The 18,285-nt window shown below is 65.1% G+C and carries 16 protein-coding genes; 6 read left to right on the forward strand and 10 right to left on the reverse strand.

Annotated features, from left to right (window positions below):
* A complete protein-coding gene (locus XH79_RS00620; RefSeq protein ID WP_271580265.1) occupies nucleotides 1–1,440 on the reverse strand; it encodes an FAD-binding oxidoreductase in 1,440 nt (479 codons plus the stop codon).
* A 27-nt stretch (nucleotides 1,441–1,467) separates the two neighbouring features.
* Nucleotides 1,468–2,391 (reverse strand): dihydrodipicolinate synthase family protein, encoded by a 924-nt coding sequence (locus XH79_RS00625; RefSeq protein WP_271580266.1) that lies wholly within the window; start codon nucleotides 2,389–2,391, stop codon nucleotides 1,468–1,470.
* A 119-nt stretch (nucleotides 2,392–2,510) separates the two neighbouring features.
* On the opposite strand from XH79_RS00625, the gene XH79_RS00630 reads away from it, so the two are divergent.
* Entirely contained in the window at nucleotides 2,511–3,356 is an 846-nt protein-coding gene (locus XH79_RS00630) for an IclR family transcriptional regulator (RefSeq protein WP_271580267.1), read from the forward strand.
* A gap of 16 nt (nucleotides 3,357–3,372) precedes the next feature.
* On the opposite strand, the gene rnz is transcribed toward XH79_RS00630, so the two are convergent.
* The 5 genes from rnz to XH79_RS00655 form a co-directional block, all read right to left on the reverse strand.
* Complete coding sequence (gene rnz, locus XH79_RS00635) at nucleotides 3,373–4,275, reverse strand: ribonuclease Z (RefSeq protein WP_271580268.1); 903 nt, start codon at nucleotides 4,273–4,275, stop codon at nucleotides 3,373–3,375.
* Nucleotides 4,276–4,327: 52 nt separating this feature from the next.
* On the reverse strand, nucleotides 4,328–5,311 hold the full coding sequence (locus XH79_RS00640) for an antibiotic biosynthesis monooxygenase (RefSeq protein ID WP_271580269.1): 984 nt from the start codon (nucleotides 5,309–5,311) through the stop codon (nucleotides 4,328–4,330).
* Nucleotides 5,312–5,326: 15 nt separating this feature from the next.
* The gene (gene guaD, locus XH79_RS00645; RefSeq protein ID WP_271580270.1) at nucleotides 5,327–6,724 is read right to left on the reverse strand and encodes a guanine deaminase; all 1,398 of its coding nucleotides are present in this window, start codon (nucleotides 6,722–6,724) and stop codon (nucleotides 5,327–5,329) included.
* A gap of 15 nt (nucleotides 6,725–6,739) precedes the next feature.
* Complete coding sequence (locus tag XH79_RS00650; protein WP_271580271.1) at nucleotides 6,740–7,957, reverse strand: multidrug effflux MFS transporter; 1,218 nt, start codon at nucleotides 7,955–7,957, stop codon at nucleotides 6,740–6,742.
* A gap of 408 nt (nucleotides 7,958–8,365) precedes the next feature.
* A complete protein-coding gene (locus tag XH79_RS00655) occupies nucleotides 8,366–9,139 on the reverse strand; it encodes an alpha/beta fold hydrolase (protein ID WP_271580272.1) in 774 nt (257 codons plus the stop codon).
* Between the two features lie 144 nt (nucleotides 9,140–9,283).
* Here XH79_RS00655 and XH79_RS00660 point away from each other — a divergent pair, with 144 nt between their 5' ends.
* From XH79_RS00660 to XH79_RS00675, 4 genes are all read left to right on the forward strand, one after another.
* The gene (locus tag XH79_RS00660; RefSeq protein WP_271580713.1) at nucleotides 9,284–9,934 is read left to right on the forward strand and encodes a GntR family transcriptional regulator; all 651 of its coding nucleotides are present in this window, start codon (nucleotides 9,284–9,286) and stop codon (nucleotides 9,932–9,934) included.
* Nucleotides 9,931–11,460: an aldehyde dehydrogenase gene (locus tag XH79_RS00665; RefSeq protein WP_271580273.1), complete on the forward strand. Its 1,530-nt coding sequence runs from the start codon at nucleotides 9,931–9,933 to the stop codon at nucleotides 11,458–11,460. The genes XH79_RS00660 and XH79_RS00665 overlap by 4 nt, the downstream gene beginning before the upstream one ends.
* Before the next feature lie 77 nt (nucleotides 11,461–11,537).
* Nucleotides 11,538–12,905: an MFS transporter gene (locus tag XH79_RS00670; RefSeq protein WP_212339112.1), complete on the forward strand. Its 1,368-nt coding sequence runs from the start codon at nucleotides 11,538–11,540 to the stop codon at nucleotides 12,903–12,905.
* Between the two features lie 268 nt (nucleotides 12,906–13,173).
* Nucleotides 13,174–14,664: an amidase gene (locus XH79_RS00675; RefSeq protein WP_442869887.1), complete on the forward strand. Its 1,491-nt coding sequence runs from the start codon at nucleotides 13,174–13,176 to the stop codon at nucleotides 14,662–14,664.
* A gap of 197 nt (nucleotides 14,665–14,861) precedes the next feature.
* Here the strand turns inward: XH79_RS00675 and XH79_RS00680 are convergent, their stop codons facing one another.
* Genes XH79_RS00680 through XH79_RS00690 form a run of 3 tightly spaced genes read right to left on the reverse strand, consistent with a single transcriptional unit; the run spans nucleotide 14,862 to nucleotide 17,492 of the window.
* The gene (locus XH79_RS00680) at nucleotides 14,862–15,284 is read right to left on the reverse strand and encodes a hypothetical protein (protein WP_212339096.1); all 423 of its coding nucleotides are present in this window, start codon (nucleotides 15,282–15,284) and stop codon (nucleotides 14,862–14,864) included.
* A 22-nt stretch (nucleotides 15,285–15,306) separates the two neighbouring features.
* On the reverse strand, nucleotides 15,307–15,741 hold the full coding sequence (locus tag XH79_RS00685; protein ID WP_271580275.1) for a TonB-dependent receptor domain-containing protein: 435 nt from the start codon (nucleotides 15,739–15,741) through the stop codon (nucleotides 15,307–15,309).
* Nucleotides 15,738–17,492 carry a TonB-dependent receptor gene (locus tag XH79_RS00690; protein ID WP_271580276.1) on the reverse strand — a complete coding sequence of 585 codons (1,755 nt, stop codon included), beginning with the start codon at nucleotides 17,490–17,492 and terminating at the stop codon, nucleotides 15,738–15,740. The genes XH79_RS00685 and XH79_RS00690 overlap by 4 nt, the downstream gene beginning before the upstream one ends.
* Before the next feature lie 169 nt (nucleotides 17,493–17,661).
* On the opposite strand from XH79_RS00690, the gene XH79_RS00695 reads away from it, so the two are divergent.
* Nucleotides 17,662–18,270 carry a TetR/AcrR family transcriptional regulator gene (locus XH79_RS00695; RefSeq protein WP_212339091.1) on the forward strand — a complete coding sequence of 203 codons (609 nt, stop codon included), beginning with the start codon at nucleotides 17,662–17,664 and terminating at the stop codon, nucleotides 18,268–18,270.
* Nucleotides 18,271–18,285: the final 15 nt, after the last annotated feature.

Below are 18,285 nucleotides of genomic sequence, written 5' to 3' on the forward strand. Positions count from 1 at the left end.
TCATCTCGCTCCCGCGCCAAAAATCTTGCCGGGATTCATCAGGCCATTCGGATCGAGCAATTGCTTGATGTCGCGCATCAGCTCGATATCGAGCGGATCGGCAACCCGCGCAAGCCTGCCGCGATTGGTGATTCCGATGCCGTGCTCGGCACTGATCGCACCGCCCTGCGCCGCGGTCTCGTCGTCGACGATCTCGTTGATCACAGCCACCAGCCTCGCCGTCGCATCCGGGTCCTGGCAATGTACCCGATCGATCAGGGCCACGACGTGGATGTTGCCGTCGCCGATGTGGCCGTGCATGACGACGTTCGCATGCGGAACCGCCGCCTTGATCCGCGCCTCGACATTGTTGACGAAGGCCGCCTGGCGCTCCAGCGGCACCACACTGTCATGCGACACCACATAGCCGCTGCGCTTGTTGCCTTCGGACACGCTGTGCCTGACAGCCCAGATCGCCTTCGCCTGCGCCAGATTGGAGGCCAAGATGGCGTCCTCGGCGAGCCCCGCTTCCATCGCGTCCGCAAGCACAGTGGCCAGCGGCTCATTAAGGTCGACGCCTGCGAGCGTGTCGGTCAGCTCGACGATCAGATACCATGGCGTCGTCAGCTCGAAGGGAATGGTGACATGCGGCACCGTCGCGGCGATCGCCTCGATCTGCGAGCGCGACATGATCTCGAGGCTGCCGAGCCGGTCGCCGACCGCGCCGCGCAGGCGCTGCATGATTTCGAGCGCCTGCTCCACGCCCTGCAGCTTCAACAGCGCCAGGGCCGAGCTGCGCGGCGGCGCGAACAGCTTCAGCACCGCCGCGGTGACGATGCCGAGCGTGCCCTCGGCGCCGATGAAAAGCTGCTTCAGCGCGTAGCCCGTATTGTCCTTGCGCAGCGCGCGCAGGCCGTTGAAGACGCGGCCATCGGGCAGCACGACCTCCAGCCCGAGCACGAGATCGCGTGTCGGACCGTAGCGCAGCACGGCGGTGCCGCCGGCATTGGTCGAGATGTTGCCGCCGATCTGGCAGGAGCCCTCCGCGCCGAGGCTCAAGGGAAAATAGCGATCGACGTCGCGCGCCGCGTTCTGCACCTCGGCGAGGATGCAGCCGGCCTCCACTGTGATGGTGTTGGCGAGCGGGCTGACGTCACGAATAGCGCGCATGCGGTCGAGCCGGATCACGACATTGCCGGCGTGATCGTCGGGCGTCGCGGCGCCGCACATGCCGGTATTGCCGCCCTGCGGCACGATCGCGAGCCGCCTTTCCGCGCAGAACTTCACGACAGTGGCGACCTCGGCGGTCGAACCCGGCTTCACCACCGCGACCGCACGTCCGTGATAGCGCCCGCGCCAGTCCACCACATAGGGTTCCTGGTCGGGTCCGGACGCGATGACGTGCTTGCCGCCGACGATAGCGGCGAGCCCGGCCAACGCATCCTGGAAAGAATCGGACATCGGTTCGCCTCGTCGCCCGGGCTGATTCTAGACGGTGGCGGCAGCGAACGCCGCGGCATCCGCAAGCAGCTCTTTCGCTTGAGCCGGCGGCAGCGACTCCAGCGGCGGCCGCAGGCGTTGCCATCCGGCATGGCCGGTGCGCTCGGCGACGATCGCCTTCAGCGAGGCCATCTGCGGGAAGCGCGAGACCAGCTCGCGCGCTTTCACGATGCGCGCCTGCGCCGCCTTGAGCGCCGCATCATCGTCGCTGTCGCGAAAGTGCTTGTAGACATAGGCAAGGTCGCGCGCGATGAGGTTCGAGGTCGCGGTGATGCAGCCGGCCCCGCCCTTGCGCAGCAGCGGCAGGAGCAGCGGATCGGCCCCGACGAGCACCGAGAAGCCCGGGAAGCGCTCGACCATCGCGGTCATGTTGGCGAAGTCGCCGGAGGAATCCTTGATGCCGGTGAAGACGGCCGGATAGGCCTTGCGCAGCCGCTCGATCAGCGCGTGCGAGATCGGCTGCGCCGACATCTGCGGGATGTGATAGAGCACGACCTTGAGCCGGGCATCGCCGATGCGCTGCACGACTTCGCTGTAGGACGCGTAGATGCCGTCGTCGCTGACGCCCTTGTAGTAGAACGGCGGCAGCATCACCACGGTGTCGACACCGACCGAGAGCGCGTGACGCGTCAGCGCAATGGTCTCGGTGAGCGCGGCGACGCCCGTTCCAGGGAGAAGCCGCTGCGGCGCGATGCCCGCGGCCACCACCGCCTCGAGCAGGGCCATACGTTCGGCCGCGGAAAAGGAGTTCGCCTCGCCGGTGGTGCCGAGCAGCGCGATGCCGTCGCAGCCTTCGTCCAGCAAGTAGCGGCAATGCGCGACGAAGCGCGCATGATCGGGGGCGAGCTCGGCGTCGAGGGGCGTCAACGCGGCGGAGAACACGCCATGAGGGTGCAGCGATGATGTCGACAAACTTCCTCCGATCGTCAAATCGATATTGTTCGGAATGCGAACATTTGTTATGATCTGCCTCGTTGGTAAGATCAGGCTGCCGCCGCGTCAAGGGCAGCTGTCGTGGGCGGGGCATTCGAATGGCCAAGACCGAGAGCAAGCCTGAGAACAAGGCCACACGGCGCAAACCTGAAGCCACAGCGAAAAATCCAAAGAATTACGTCGCTTCGGTCGGCAAGGCGTTTGCCGTGCTCAAGAGTTTCACCAGCGAGGCCTTCGAGCTCACCCTGAGTGAGATTGCCGCACGGGCCGATCTCGACCGCGGGACCGCGTTCCGGCTGATCCAGACCCTGATCGAGCTCGGCTACCTTCAGGCGGTTCCGCAGAGCCGCCGGTTCCGCCTCGGCGTCGCCTGCCTCGATCTCGGCTACACCGTGCTGTCGCACGGATCCTTGCGGACCATCGTCGAGCCGCTGCTGCGCGAGCTCGTGCCTGCGGTGGGCGATGCGGCCTCGCTCGGCATCCTCGACGGCGGCGACGTGGTCTATCTCGCCCGCGTCGGTGCCGGCCTCGATCGCCACAAGATGGATCGCCGGCCGGGCACGCGCATCCCCGCCTACAGCGCCGCGCTCGGCCACGTGATGCTGGCGCATCTGGCGCGCGACGAGCAGATCTCGCGGCTTGAGTTGCGCCCTCGTGTAAAACTGTCGGAGCGAACGCTCACCGACCTCGATGCCCTGCTCGCCCGGCTCGATCAGGTGAAGAAGAAGGGCCATGCCGTCTCCGACGGCGAGAACGCCTATGGCCTGCGCACGCTGGCAACGCCGATCTTCGACGCCCAGGGTCTGGTGGTCGCCGGACTGAGCGTCACCGTCGATGCGATGCGGATGGACATGCCGTCCTTTCGCGACCAGGCGCTGCCGCGACTGGTGCAGCTGACGAGCCAGGCGCAGGATCTCGCGATCAAGTCGGGATTGTCGAGCTGAACGGGGGTCGCGGCGACTAGATGACCACATGGTCGAAGTCGGCGGCGATCCGGCTGTTTGGAAAGATCCTTGCGGCCTCCGCCCGGATCTCTTCGTCCTCATAGCGTCCCGACATGTGAGTCAGCACCAGCTGGCCGACGTTGTTCGCGGCCGCAAAGGACGCCGCCTCTGCCGCGGTGAGATGGCCGTAATTCCGCGCCGTCGGCGCGTCGCGATCGAGGAACGTTGCCTCGATCACCAGCATATCGGCGTCGGCGACATGCTTGGAGAGTCCATCCGTCGTCTCGGTGTCGCCGATCACGACGAGCTTTTTGCCGCCGCTCGGCGGCCCCAGGACATCTTCCGGATCGATCGTTCGGCCATCGACGACGATTGGCCGTCCCTGCGCCAGCTCGCCGCGCAAGGGACCGTCGGGAACACCGAGCGCCGCGAGGCGATCGGACCGAAGGTGGCGGCGAGCGGGACTCTTGAAGACGAAACCAAAACTGTCGGTGTCACGGTGGCGGACCGGAAAGCAGTCGATGATGAAGTCGCCGGCGTCGATGACCTGCCCTTCGCTCAAGGCTGAGAACTCCACCGCAATCGGCGCCCTGCCCGCACCCCATAGCCCTGCGAGCATACGGATGACGATGTCGAGCGTGCCTTCTCCGCCGTGAATGCTCATCACGTCGGAGGTTTGCCGCAAGCCCAGCGTCGAGAACAGGCCGGGGATGCCGAGCACGTGATCGAGATGCGCGTGCGTGAGCAGGATGCGGTCGAGGCGCCGAAAGCCGGCACCGCTGCGCAGCAGCTGGCGCTGCGTGCCCTCACCGCAATCGACCAGGATGCGCTGGCCCGCCGCCTCCACAAGGAGTGCCGGATGATTACGCTCCGCCGAGGGAACGCTTGCCGAGGTGCCGAGAAATGTCAGGGCGAACATGGTCGTCGATGTCCAGCGACCGTCCCTCTCCGCGACAATACGGTGGACGGCCTCACCGTCCCCAATGCCATGCGAGCAGCAGCGCGTACAGGCCCATCGACGCAGCGTAGAGCGCGGCAAGCAGCGCGTAGCCGGCGATCTGGCGGCCGATCGCCGCCTTCGGCGCCACCCACCAGTCGAGCGCCCTGAAGGCGGCGGGCACGAGCCACCAGCCGAGCAGCTGGGTGCTGACGAGATTGCCGACGAACAGCGACAGCCAGACCGGCACGCCGTGGCTGTCGATCAGCGGCCTGCTGATGAAATAACCCCAGAGGTACACCACGGGATAGAGCACCAGGAGAACAATCAGGTTGCTCTTCCAGATGAAGCCCGGCCCCTGCTCGGGAGCCTGCGTCTTGCCGGCCGGAAACCAGAAATTGAAACCGTAGCTCGCCCGCTTCACATTCATGCCGGCGTTGAAGCGCGCGCCTTCCCTCAGCAGCGTCTGCCGCAGCGGCGAGTCGAGCCAGGCATTGAGATTGGCATCGCTGTCGAACGACAGGATGACGATCCACTCATCGTGCAGGCCCGGAATGGGCCGCTCGATCTTGTGCCGCAAAAATCCTTTGAACTCGGCTTCGGCAGCCTGGATGCGTTGCTGCCATGTGAAGAAGGCGTCCTCTAACCCTGCCGGTACCTTGAAGGATATGACGGCGGAGACTGCGCTGTCGCGTTGAACGCCGGTGTCCGGCAGAATATGGACGTCCTCCGAACCGACGAAGAAGCGTTGTATCTCCGCGATCAGCTTCGCCCGCACCTCGCTCTGGAGCCAGGCGCGCGCGGCGGCCGGGCTCGCAAAGCGCAGGATCGTCACCCAGTCCACATGCGCCGGCGGCTGCGGCGGAACCACCTCCTGGCTGAGGAAGCCGGGCCAGGTCTTGAGCACCTCGCCGACCTCGCCGTTCCAGCGTGCGAACGCGGCAAAGCCGTCGTCCGCGATACGGCGCTGGATGACGAGGGCGACCGGCTGGCCGGCTGTGTCAGGAGATGCGCTCATCGGCGGCCGTCCGCTTCAGCTCTTCTTGTAGAGACGCTTGCCCATCACCCAGGTCTCGTCGACGCAGCGGTCGTCGCCGACCATCATGACGGCGAACAGCATGCTCGCGGCCTCGTCCATCGTGCGCGGGCCGGCGCCGTCGGCGATCAGCGACTGATGCCAGGGTTGTGCGAGCTGGCCGCCGTTCGGATCGAGTGCGACGAAATCAGCCTCCTTGCCGGGCTCGAAATTGCCGAGCTTGTCGTCGATGTAGAGGCCTTCGGCACCGCCGAGCGTGATCGACCAGAAGCCGCGATAGGGCGAGAGCTTGTTGCGCTCGGCTTCCGCAAGGTCCTTGCGCGCGGGATCGATGCTGCCGTCGAGCAGCGTGTTGTTGCACATGCCGACCTTGTAGGCGTCGTCGAGCACGGAGATCATCGAGAAGCGGTTGCCGCCGCCGACGTCGGTGCCGAACGACATCTTCACGCGATGCTCGGGATCGGTGGCGCGGCCGAGGCGGAACAGGCCGCTGCCGAGGAACAGGTTCGAGCACGGGCAGAACACCACCGCCGCGCCCTTCTTCGACATGCGGCGGAACTCGTTGTTGGAGAGATAGACGCCGTGGCCGCCGGAGAATTTCGGCCCGACCAGGTCGAACTTCTCATAGACGCCGAGATAGTCCTGGCAGTCCGGGTGCTCGACCAGCACGCCGGTGCATTCGGCCGGGTTCTCGGAGATGTGGGTGTTGACCCAGCAATCCGGATGCTCGTGCTTGAGGCGCTGGCACGCCTTGAGCAGCTCCGGCGAGGCGCCGAAGGCGAAGCGCGGCGTGATGGCGTAGAGGTTGCGGCCCTTGTTGTGATACTGCGCGATCAGCCGCTTGCTGTCGCGATAGAAATTCTCGGGGGTATCGATGAAATCGGCCGGCGCGTTGCGATCGATGCCGGTGAGGCCCGCGATGACGCGCATGTTGCGCCGGCTCGCTTCCTCGAACAGCTCTTCGGTCGAGACCGGCGAGGAGCTTGTGAAGGCCTGGCAGGTGGTGGTGCCGCCGGCGAGCAACGCGTCGAGGAAACGCTTCACGCCCTCGCGGGCGTAGTTGCGATCCCGGTATTTGAGCTCTTCCGGATAGACCCACTTCTGCAGCCACGGCAGGAGCTGCTCGCCATAGGCGCCCAGCACCCGGGTCTGCGGCAGATGAATGTGGCCGTCGATGAAGCCGGGGACGATGATGCGACCCTTGATATGGGTGACCTCGACGCCCGGATGCGCGGCGGCGATCTTGTCATAAGGACCGAACGCCTTGATCACGCCGTCCGTGACGACCATGAGGCCGTCCTGGTGAAAGCGCGCGGCCGCCTGCTCGTTGCCGACGTGCTTCCAGGGGTCGTCGACGAAGTCGAAGAACGTGCCGCGAATACCAACAGTGGCCATAATCTGGTTCCTTCCTTAAGGTTGTGTGGCCTGCCGCGCCGAGGGCAGCGAGATCGCAAGCAGCGTGCCCGCGACGGCGCAGAGGCCGAGATAGAGCCATCCGATCGGCGCCTGCGTCGCCTCGGGCAGCACCGCCGCGATCGCCATGGCGCCGCTGACGGCGAGATAGCAGAGCGCGCTGATGAGGCCGCCGATCAGGCCGTGGTCGCGCTCGAACAGGCCGAGCGCCATGCCGTACATCATCGGGCACAGCACGCCGCAGCCGCCGAGCACCAGCGCGCCGCCGATCGTGATCGACATGAAATCGAGACCGAGGGTCATGCCTGTTACGGTCAGGACCACCGCACCGGCGAGGAATAGCGCGAAGGCGCCGAAGCCCATCACGCGGGCCGGCATGAAGCGCGCGAAATGCGCGCAGCCGAGTTCGCCGGCGAGATTGACGCCGCCGAGGCCGAGCGCGACGAGGCCGTAGATGGCAGCGGAATAGCCGAGGCCGGTCTGGTAGAAGAACGGCGCGACGACGCCGAACGCCAGCTGCGCGCTGGCTGCCGCTGCAAACACCAGCACGAAGGCGAGGAAGCCCGGACGCACGAGTGCATCACGCAGGATGCCGGCGGTGCGGCGCGGATCGAACGGCGCGCGGCGCTCGGCCGACAACGTTTCGGGCAGGAGAAATACGACGATCGCGGCGACGATCGCCGCTGCGATGGCAATGACGACGAAGACGCCGCGCCACGAGGTCAGCTCGACGATGAAGCCGCCGGCGGCCGGCGCCAGCACCGGCGCAAGCCCCCACGCCGCGCCAAGCAGACCGGAGATCGCGGTGAGCTCGCGGCCGCGGAAACAATCGGCGGCGACCGCATAAGCGACGACGAGACAGGTGCAGCCGCCGATGCCTTGCAGGAAGCGCAAGCCCAGCAGCAGCGAGGCGCTGGTGGCGAGCGCGCAGGCGATGCTCATCGCGATCAGCACCGACAGCCCTGCGAGCAGGACGTTGCGGCGGCCGAGCGTGTCGGAGGCGATGCCGACAGGCACCAGCGCCAAGCTCATGCCGAGCATGTAGGCGGTGACGGTGTTCTGCATCGACGCCGCGTCGGCGGCGAGATCCACCACCATTTGCGGCAGGCCGGGCGTATAGGCATCGAGCGGAATCTGGCTGAATGGAACGACGCACAACAGGATCGGCACGATCCCAGCCCTCGCGCGACCGGCGTCCGAAGCAAGTGCAGTCATGGCTTACGCCCCCTCGATGCCCGCGGGTCCTGTCTTTTCGTGCGCACAATGAGAGGCGACGATGCAGGTTGCGGATATTGACGCGCGGAGCGTGCCAGAACTGTGTGTAAAAACTCTTAGGGGTGGCCGTGTCGATACGGACGTTGACGGCTGACGTTCCGCCCCGGGGAACCTTCAAACAAAAAATGCGAAAACAACCCCATGCACAGTACAAATCATTGAGGAATTTCGCGCGGCATGGCGCGAGCCCGACGTGCACGGGCGTTTGACACGTCGGGCAAAACAGACGCCGGATCGCACGATGGCCGGTCGAGTGTTCGCCGCCGAGCCGCTCCCGTTAACTCTTCGGAAGGCATCGCTGCTTCGAACGCAAGGCGCTTCGTTCCGGTGCCGGGTGCAAAGCGCCGATCAGAGCAGGAAGCCCTCGAGCGCTTCGAGAAACTGCCACGGCGCCTGAAGCTGCGGCACGTGTGCGCAACCCGGAATGATCTTCAGTTCGGCGCGCGGCAATCCGGCGGCCAGCTCATGCGACATCGGCGGAGGCGTCGCCTCATCGTGCTCACCGACCAGAACGAGCACTGAAACCTTCACCGCGGCAAGCTCAGTGCGGAGATCCAGGCTCGCCAACGCGTCGCACGCGGCGCGAAATACATCGGGATCCGTCCGTAGGAACGCTGCACGGCGATCCTGCATCAGTTCCGGATGCTGCGCCTGAAACTCGGGCGCGAATAGCCGACGCATCGCGACCTCGGTGATGGCCTCGAGCCCCTTCTCACGCGACACCTTCGCCATGTTGCGAAACGCCTCGCGGCCGGGCTCCGAGAACGCCGCACCGCTGTCGGCGAGAACGAGCTTGCTCGCGATCTCAGGATGCCGGATCGCCATCTGCAAGGCGACGAAGCCACCGTAGCCATTGCCGAGCACGATCGCCGGCGCACCGCCCGCGGCGTCTTTGACAGCCTCTGCCATCCGGTCCGCGACCGCAGCAAGGCCGCCTTCGACCGCGCGTGAGCGGCCGAACCCCGGCAGCTCCGGCACGATGGTGCGAAACGATGTCTCGAGCTCCGGCACGATCGCATCAAAACTCGCGCGATCCGACAACAGCGAGTGGAACAGGAACAGCGGCGGCCCCTCGCCCGATTGCGCGGCGTTGACGGTCCCGTTGGCTAGAAGCCTGTCCATGTGCGGTCTTTCCCTAACTTCATTGCCCGTTCGCGTGCCCCGAAGGCCCCGACTGATAAATCAACTGTCGGGGAATTCAAGCATTTGGCACTTGACCTGAAATATCACGATTGAGATATTGAGGCCAAGGAGCCAAGAGAAATGATGCTTTTGCGTGAAAATATCTACGATCGTCTCAGATCTGATATTTTAGCGTGCCGGTTTGCGCCAGGCGATGAAATGCGCGAGCAGGACCTCGCCGAGCGCTATGACGTGAGCCGGCAACCGGTCCGGGATGCACTACTGAGGCTGCAGCGCGAGCACCTCGTCACGGTGCAGCCGCGCCAGGGCTACCGGGTCACGCCGATCTCACTCTCGGATGCCCGCGACCTTCTGCGCTTCCGTCTTGCGCTGGAGCCGGCCTGCGTCGCCGAAGCCATCGAGAGCGCCCCCGACAGTGTCTTGAAGTCGCTCGACGAATTCCGCCGCTTCTCCGGCAACCACGAAGACTTCATCGCCTACAATCGCGGCTTCCACACCGCGCTCGCCCATGCCTCCGGCAATCGCCGTATGGCCACCGCGCTGTGCGACCTGATCGGCCAGGCCGACCGGCTGGTCCGCGTCAGCATCTCCAATCTGAAAGGCCACGATCCGGCAAAGCTCGTCGCCGAACATGTCGCCCTGATCGACGCCATGCAGCAGCGCGAGAGGCGAACCGCCGCGCGCATCATCAAGGCCCATATCGGCGCCACCGAAAAACGCGTTCTGCCGGCGCTCAAGCGTAATGCCGTCATCGTGGAAGAGAGGTCGTCATGAACATCCCGTCAAAACCCGCGTCGATCGACGTCGAAATCCACGGCAATTTCATCGATGGGCGTGAAGTCGAAGCCGGCAACGGCGCGATGCTTGATGTCCGCAATCCCGCCACCGGCGACGTGATCGCCCGCATTCCCAATTCCACCGCCGAAGACATCGACCGCGCCATGAAAAGCGCGCGCGCCGCGTTCGAAGGCAAGGCCTGGGGCGGCATGGACACGCGCGCGCGGGCGAGGCTGGTCAACAGGCTCGCCGATGCGTTCGAGGCCAATCTCGACAGCCTGTACCGGCTGGAGACCCTCAACAACGGCCGCCCGGTCAACGAGACCCGCGCCCAGCTCTCCCGCCTGCCCGATTTCTTCCGCTACTTTGCCGGCGTCGCGCTGTCGCGCCGCGACTCCGTGATTCCGGTCGAAGGCGCCTATCTGAACTACACGCTCCGCACTCCGATCGGCGTCGTCGCCAACTGCACGCCGTTCAATCACCCACTGATGATCCTGTGCAAGTCGCTCGCCGTGGTGCTGGCGACCGGCTGCGTCACCGTGGTCAAGCCGTCCGAATACACGCCGCTGACCACGCTGAAGCTGGCCCAGATCTTCACCGAAGCGGGCCTTCCGCCCGGCGTCTTCAATATCGTCCTCGGCCTCGGCCAGAGCGCGGGCAAGATGCTGGCCGAACACGGCGACATCAACAAGCTGGTCCTGACCGGTGGCACCGAGGCCGGCCGCATCGCCGGCAGCGCAGCCGCAAAGGTGTTTGCGCACCAGACCATGGAGCTCGGCGGCAAGACGCCGGTGATGGTGTTCGACGATTTCGACGTCGACCGCGCCGTCAACTATGCCGCGTTCGGTGCTTTCATCGGCGCCGGTCAGACCTGCGTCTGCGCCTCGCGCCATCTGGTCCAGGCCTCGATCTATGACAAATTCGTCGAGAAGCTGCAGGCCAAGACCCGCACGATCCGCGTCGGCGATCCCTTCGATCCCAGCACCCAGATGGGTCCGGTGATCTCGGCCAGGCAGCGCGACCGCGTTCTCGCCTACGCAGGCTATGGTCACGCCGATGGCGCGCGTCTTGTCACCGGCGGCGTTGCCGCGAAGGTGCCGGGCCATGACAACGGCTATTTCGTCGAGCCGACGGTGTTCGCCGACGTCAAATCCGACATGCGGATTTTTCAGGAAGAAGTGTTTGGTCCGTTCACCTCGGTGACACCGTTCAAGGATGAGGCCGAGGCGCTGCGGCTTGCCAACGACTCGCCGTTTGGCCTGGCCGCCGCCATCCGCACCCGCGACGTCGCCCGCGCGCACCGCGTCGCCGCAAACGTCAAGGCCGGCATCGTCTGGATCAACGATCATCACCGGCTCGACCCCGCTTCGCCCTGGGGCGGCGTCGACGATTCCGGCATTGGCCGCGAATGCGGCACCGAGAGCTTCAACGACCATTTCAACACCAAGAGCGTGATGGTCGCGACCCACGAGCAGCCGTTCGACTGGTATCGTGACACGGCCAATCAGAAGCGACTGAACTAGCAGAGACCAGAAGCAGCTCACCGCCCACAGAAGGCGGGCCGCATCAACCAGAACAACAGTCAAGGGAGAGAGCGTCAATGTCGACATCGGTGAACGCAGGCGGCCGTCTCGATCGGCTGCCGATCGGACCATTCCATCGCCGCATCATGCTGCTGATCGGCATCGGCATGTTTTTCGATGGTTTCGACATCTACATCGCCGGGACCGTGCTCAGCGTGACGCTGAAGACCGGCTTTTCGACGCTCGCCCAGAACGCAGCGTTCATCTCGGCGACCTTCGTCGGCATGATGCTGGGATCGTTCGGCACCGGCTTCCTCGGCGACCGCTATGGACGCCGCTTCACCTATCAGTTCAATTTGCTCCTCTTCGGCCTTGCCTCCCTCGCCGCGGCGTTCTCGCCGAACATGGCGTTCCTGATCGCCTGCCGCTTCGTGATGGGCGTTGGCTTAGGGGCGGAGAACGTCGTCGGCTATTCGACGATGACGGAATTCGTGCCCGCCCGCACTCGCGGCAAATGGCTCGGCTTCACCACCGTGTGCGTCGTCACCGGCCTGCCCGTGGCGCTGCTCGTCGCATCCGTGCTGGTGCCGCAATTCGGCTGGCGCTCGATGTTCGTGCTCGGCGGCGTCGGCGCGCTCGTCGTCTGGTATATGCGCAAGTCGCTGCCGGAATCGCCGCGCTGGCTGGAAGCGGTGGGACGCACCGCAGAAGCGGAAGCGCTGATGCTGGCCATCGAGAAGGAGGCGGCGCAAGGCCAGCCCCTGCCCGCTCCCGCGCCTGTCACGTCAGCCCCGGTCGCGGCCGATCTCGGCACGCTGTTCACCACGCCCTTGCTGTCGCGGATGATCGTCGGCTCGGTCTGCCTGATCACGATCAACACGCTGCTCTACGGCTTCGTGACGTGGCTGCCCGTCTTCTTCGTCAAGCAGGGCCTCTCGATTGCGACTTCGTTCGGCTATTCACTGCTGATGGCGCTCGGCGCGCCGATCGGCTCGGCCATTGGCGCATTGACCGCCGACCGCTGGGGCCGCAAGCCGACCATCATCGGCGCGTCGCTGATCACGGTGGCCTTGGGCATCCTCTACCCCATGATCTCGGATCCGATCCTGCTGCCGGCCGTGGGCTTTGCGCTGACGGTGCCGATTTACGTCCTGGTCGCCCTGCTGTTCGGCATCTACATCCCCGAACTGTTTCCGACCGAGGTCCGCCTGCGCGCCTCCGGCATCGTCAACACGCTGGGGCGCGGCGCCACGATCATCACGCCGTTCCTCGTCGTGTCGCTGTTCGAGTCGCGCGGCGTCGCCGGCGTGATGGCACTGATGATCGGCCTTTTGGTGGTGCAGATCATCACGGTCTGGGCGCTCGGCATCGAACCGCGGCATCGCAGTCTCGAGGAGCTCAAGGCGGAGGAATCGGCGGCGCCGGTCCTCAAGGAAGCCTCCTGAGAGGCCGCCGGACGAGCACGGCCTGCATGGTTCGAGACGCCCGCTTCGGCGGGCTCCTCACCATGAGGGTCTGATATCTTGCCACAAAACGCGACCTCATCCTGAGGGGCCGCCGAAGGCGGGCGTCTCGAAGGATGCGCCACAGCCCCGTAGCCCGGATGGAGCGATAGCGTAATCCGGGTCCTGCATCCGTGTCGGGACATGTCCCGGATTGCGCTGCGCTCCATCCGGGCTACAAGGTCTCGGCCGGGAGACAATGGAGCGCGCGATGACTGCAGACGCCACTGACCTGAACTACGGCTCGATCGGCGCACTCCTTGGCGCCCTGCACGCGCGCAAGATATCTGCCTCGGAGCTGCTCGCGCACACCATCGCCCGCATCGAGGCACTGGACGGGCGGATCAACGCGATCATCGTTCGCGATTTCGATCGCGCCAGAGACGCCGCCCGCGCCGCCGATGCCGCGCTTGGCCGCGGTGAGCGGTTGCCGTTGCTCGGCATTCCCGTGACGTTGAAGGAACCGTTCAATGTCGCCGGCCTGCCGACGACATGGGGCTTTCCGCATTTCAGGGATTTTCAACCAAAGGAAGATGCTCTCGTCGTCTCTCGGTTGAAGGCGGCGGGCGCCGTCATCATCGGCAAGACCAACATCCCGATCGGCCTGCGGGATTTCCAGAGCTACAACGAGATCCATGGGACCACGAACAACCCGTGGGACCTTGGCCGCTCGCCCGGCGGCTCCTCGGGCGGATCGGGCGCGGCGCTGGCCGCAGGGTTCGGTCCGCTCTCGATCGGCTCGGATATCGGCGGCTCGATCCGGGTGCCCTCGCACTTCTGCGGCGTGTTCGGACACAAGCCGAGCCTCGGCCTGGTCCCGCTGCGCGGATATAGTTTGCCTCCGGCACCGCCCGTCCCCGGCCAGGGCGATCTCGCTGTCGTCGGGCCGATGGCGCGCACCGCCTCGGACCTTGCCTTGTCGCTCGACGTGATTGCTGGCCCGGACGAGACGCGCGACGGCATCGGCTATCGCCTTGCGCTGCCCGCGCCGCGACATGACCAGCTCAAGGATTTCAGAATCCTCGTGATCGACACCCACCCGCTGATGCCGACGGGTGGCGCCGTGCGTTCGGCCATTGGACGATTAGCCGAACGGCTCGAACGATCAGGGGCGCTGGTGGCGCGCTCAAGCGCAGCGCTGCCGGATCTTGCCGAATCCGCGCGGCTTTACATGAAGCTGCTCAACGCCGCGCGCAGTCCGCGCCTGACACCGGCCGCACTCGCAGAGGCGCAAGGACTTGCCGCAGCCCTCGCGCCCGATGACCGGAGCCTGCAGGCCGAGCGCGCCCGCGGCTGGGGTATGATCCATCGTGAATGGCTGGCGACCGATGCGGCCCGCCTGCAGCTGCAGCAGCGGTGGCAGCACTTCTTCCGCGAATTCGACGCCGTGATCTACCCGGCCGCCGCCGTGCCGGCATTTCCGCACGATCATTCCGAACCGTTCGATGCGCGGCAGCTCGACATCGATGGCAAGCTCTATAACTACTCCGACGCCTGCTTCATCTGGGCGGACCCCGCTTCGACCTGCGGATTGCCGGCGACCGCCGTCACGATCGAGCGCACGCAGTCAGGCTTGCCGGTCGGCGTCCAGATCATCGGGCCGTATCTCGAGGATCGGACGACGATTGCGTTGGCCGGACTGATCGAACGCGAGTTCGGCGGATTCGTCCCGCCGCCTTCGCTGTCTTTCGCCCAATCCTGACCGTCATGATCCGGCGCCATCGGCGAATGCGCGGAATGTCGATGGAAAGCAGCGAGAGCGCGGCCGGCAACAGCACGAATCCGGCCGGTGGAAGCATTCCGCGCACAAGCAGAGCGACACCAAGGGCAATACGGATTCCGCGCCGCCTCGGAATGCGCAGACGCCGCTTGCCGATGCGCAGATATGACGGGGCCGCGTCAATCGCCTTCGACATCGTCGGGCACGGACAGTCCGGCGAGCGCGAGAGCCGCAAGACGTTCCGCCTCCTCGCGCGTCGCTGCGATACGAAAACGTATTCCCAATGCCGCAGCGAGCCCCTTGCCCTGCGCACGTTTGGCGCGGCGGGTCGCCATGTCCCGCTCCACGCTGAAGATGCCCACGCATCTCTCGGCCAATCGCGCCTTGTTCGCCTTCAGGAACAGGGCTCGCAGCTTCTGGTCCTCGTGATCCTCGTCCTCGGCGGAGTTTGGAAACACCAGGGCGAATGCTTGCCCCTGGCTCAACAAGGCATCGAACTCCTTGACCCAGGTCGGACCGTAACCGCGCGGCAGCGCGCGCCCGAACAAGACGACCAGCGGAAAGCGGGACACGTCATGCAGCGTGAATTCATCGGGCTTCATCTCAATCCTCCGGGAAGCAGCGCTAGAACCGCGATGTCGCGCCCAGGCCGACGATCCGCCCCTGCCCGACGCGGACCGACTGAACCGTCCCAAAGCTCTGGCCGAACGTCTCGTAGCGCTCATCGAGCAAATTGTTGGCGAACAGATAGGCTTCGAAATTGCTCACCTTCCAACCCATCCGGCCGTTGACGACGCCGTAGGACGCAAGATCGAAACTGTTGGCGACATCGGCGGCGCGCGCTCCGACGAACTGATAATTTCCGCGGACGTAGACATCGCCGTTCAAGCGAAACGCTGCGGCCGACACCTGGTATTGAAAGCCGACATTGGCAGTGACCGGCGCAACGTTCGGGACGCGCCCGCCGTTCTTCGCCCCGGCGGCGCTGCCTGCGGGAACGTTGACGAGTTCGGCATGGGTGAGGCCGATGCCGCCGGACAGATCGAGGTTCGGGGTCACGCGCAGCTGGCTTCGAGCTCGCCGCCCCAGGATTGATAGTCGAGCGCGGCGATCGTGAACGATGCCGAAGGCACGTCGAAGACCACCAGGTGCCCGTTCTTGACGTCGTTGAAGAAGGCGGCGCCGGTGAATTTCAGGCGGCGATCGAGGAGCTCGGACTTGAAGCCGGTCTCGTATGTCCAGCTCGTCGAGGCGGCGAACGGGACTTCCGGCTTGCCCAGGGGATTGTTGACTGAGTTTGCAGGAAAGCCGCCGGTGACGTAACCGCGGGCGACTGTGGCGTAAGTCATGACCTCCGGCGCCCAGTCGTAGCTCAGGCCGGTGCGCCCCGTGAGAAAATCATCGCTCAGCTTGAGGTCCTGGGCATAGCCCGGAACCGTGCCGGGCGTGCCGACACCGAGATAACGATAGGCCGCCGTCTTGTCTTCGTGCGTTGCGCGCAGCCCGAGGACGCCTTTCAACGCGCCTACCAGCGGCACCGTCACTTCTCCGAATCCGGCGTAGCTGTTTGTGACGAAGCTGTTGTCACGAATTCCGGTTGCGGTCGCATAGGCAGGCGTGACCGATCGCGTGTCGCTGTTGAGCTCGACTTCGGTTCGATAGAGGTTGAGGCCTGTGGTCCAGCTGACAGCGCTTCCCTGCGGCGCAGACAAGCGCAGCTCCTGCAGCCATGTGCTCTCGCCAATTCCGACCTTGGCCAGATCCGCCCCGGGCGTGGAGAAGAAGGCGGCGGGCAAGCCGGTGAGTTTGGCGAAGACAAGCGAGTCGGTCAGATCGGATCGCTGGAACGAATTGGTCCGCTGAAAATTCGACACGGAATCGAAAATGACCGGCCCGAAATCGTGTCTGACCTTCAGATTGTAATTCTGGCCTTCGCGGTCGACTTCATTGCGCGGGTTCACCGCGCTGACGGGGAAGTTCGGCGCCCCGCGCAGCAGCCAGCGCGGCATCGTGTCGTCGTCCTTGCTGTAGGATGCGCTGAAGGTGACGGTGGTTCGGTCCGTCGGCTTGTAGAGCAGGCTGCCGCGAAATGCCCCGATCTGCGTCGCGGCATCGTTGCCACCGAGCAGGATGTTGGGCACGTCGCCGTTGAAATTTGCGTAGCGCATGGCGATCCGGCCTGCGAGCACGTCCGAGATCAGGGGCGCATTCGCAATCAGCTCGCCAAGCGCATATCCCTTGGTGCCGACTTCGCCCGTGAGCGAAAACGCGCGGTCGAAAGTCGGCAGCCGCGAGACGATGTTGACGGCGCCCCCTTGGGAATTGCGGCCGAACAACGTGCCCTGCGGCCCTCGCAACACCTCCACGCGCTCGGTGTCGAGAAGATTTGGCGCGATGCCGTAGACCGACTGCGGGGCATCGTCGACATAGAAGACGACGGAGGTGTCGTCCGGCGAGACCGGCGAGAACGATCCGACGCCACGGATGTTGGCGAGGTTCGAAGCCTGACCGCCGAGATCGACGAAATTGAAGTTCGGCACGCTCCGGGCAAGATCGGCGTTGGAGCGGGTCTTCCAGATGTCCTCCAGTTTCGCGCCGGTCACCGCCGTCACGCTGACCGGCACTTCGGTTTCGATTTCCGGCCGTTTGCGGGCTGTCACCGTGGCTGCGACCGGGGCCGGCGGACGCGGCGCAACCCGGGCACTGCTGCTCCTCTTCTTCTTGGCCGGCGCGTCAACAGACACCGCCGGAAGTTCGACCGACTGCTGCGCCAGGGCGCCGTCCAGCGGCAATCCGAATGCCGTCACCATAATCGCAGCTCGCGAAACGCATCCGAGCTGACCACCGCTTCCCAACCCCAACCACATATTCCCCAGTCCCACGCAATTCCAAATACTGACTGGTTGACCAGTCAACACTGGCTGCTTGACCAGTCAAGATAAAATTCGTAAGCGATTTAGAATAGTTAGAAGGTAGCAGATGAGCCCACGCCGGTCCCCCAACTCCCCTGTCGCCGGCCGTGAGGCGATCCTCGCCGCAGCGCGCACGGAGTTTGCGAAGTCGGGGTTTCACGGCACGCGGATGCGCGACATCGCGGAGCGCGCGAAGGTGTCCCAGGGGCTGCTGCACCACCATTTTCAAAGCAAGGAAGAGCTCTGGAATATCGTCGGCGAACAGGCCTCCGGCGAGTTTCTCGCCTATGTGGGCGACGCGATCTCCCCTGAGCCGCTCGATGCACAGTCAATTCCAACCGCGCTCAGAACTTACCTGCGGTATTGGCGCGAGCATCCGGAAGCGTTCCGGATCAACCTTTGGCGCCAGCTCGACGGTCCGAGCGACGAGCGCAAATCGCGCTCTCGCCGGCTGAGCGAAAAAGCGGTCCCGCTATTCATGAGAGCGCAGCAGGCCGATCTCTTGCGCCGCGATTTGCCTACCGGCCTCGTGTTTTGTGCCGCCGGCGCCCTCGTGCAATTCTGGCTGCACAGCCGCGTCGAGCTTCAGGACGCGATCGAGATCGGTGGAGCCGAGATGCTTGACGACGATCAGTTCGTCGAAAGCATCATGAAGCTCATAGGCGGCGCGAAGTGATCGCGCCACGACGCT

The organism is Bradyrhizobium sp. CCBAU 45389 (assembly GCF_028128625.1).
Taxonomy (GTDB): Bacteria; Pseudomonadota; Alphaproteobacteria; order Rhizobiales; family Xanthobacteraceae; genus Bradyrhizobium; species Bradyrhizobium liaoningense_B.

Excerpts from the sequence above, each read along its gene's own strand:
- XH79_RS00620 (WP_271580265.1), bottom strand. The coding sequence starts at position 1,440 with ATGTCCGATTCTTTCCAGGATGCGTTGGCCGGGCTCGCCGCTATCGTC.
- XH79_RS00630 (WP_271580267.1), top strand. The coding sequence starts at position 2,511 with ATGGCCAAGACCGAGAGCAAGCCTGAGAACAAGGCCACACGGCGCAAA.
- rnz (WP_271580268.1), bottom strand. The coding sequence starts at position 4,275 with ATGTTCGCCCTGACATTTCTCGGCACCTCGGCAAGCGTTCCCTCGGCG.
- XH79_RS00640 (WP_271580269.1), bottom strand. The coding sequence starts at position 5,311 with ATGAGCGCATCTCCTGACACAGCCGGCCAGCCGGTCGCCCTCGTCATC.
- guaD (WP_271580270.1), bottom strand. The coding sequence starts at position 6,724 with ATGGCCACTGTTGGTATTCGCGGCACGTTCTTCGACTTCGTCGACGAC.
- XH79_RS00650 (WP_271580271.1), bottom strand. The coding sequence starts at position 7,957 with ATGACTGCACTTGCTTCGGACGCCGGTCGCGCGAGGGCTGGGATCGTG.
- XH79_RS00655 (WP_271580272.1), bottom strand. The coding sequence starts at position 9,139 with ATGGACAGGCTTCTAGCCAACGGGACCGTCAACGCCGCGCAATCGGGC.
- XH79_RS00660 (WP_271580713.1), top strand. The coding sequence starts at position 9,284 with ATGCTTTTGCGTGAAAATATCTACGATCGTCTCAGATCTGATATTTTA.
- XH79_RS00665 (WP_271580273.1), top strand. The coding sequence starts at position 9,931 with ATGAACATCCCGTCAAAACCCGCGTCGATCGACGTCGAAATCCACGGC.
- XH79_RS00670 (WP_212339112.1), top strand. The coding sequence starts at position 11,538 with ATGTCGACATCGGTGAACGCAGGCGGCCGTCTCGATCGGCTGCCGATC.
- XH79_RS00675 (WP_442869887.1), top strand. The coding sequence starts at position 13,174 with ATGACTGCAGACGCCACTGACCTGAACTACGGCTCGATCGGCGCACTC.
- XH79_RS00680 (WP_212339096.1), bottom strand. The coding sequence starts at position 15,284 with ATGAAGCCCGATGAATTCACGCTGCATGACGTGTCCCGCTTTCCGCTG.
- XH79_RS00690 (WP_271580276.1), bottom strand. The coding sequence starts at position 17,492 with ATGGTGACGGCATTCGGATTGCCGCTGGACGGCGCCCTGGCGCAGCAG.
- XH79_RS00695 (WP_212339091.1), top strand. The coding sequence starts at position 17,662 with ATGAGCCCACGCCGGTCCCCCAACTCCCCTGTCGCCGGCCGTGAGGCG.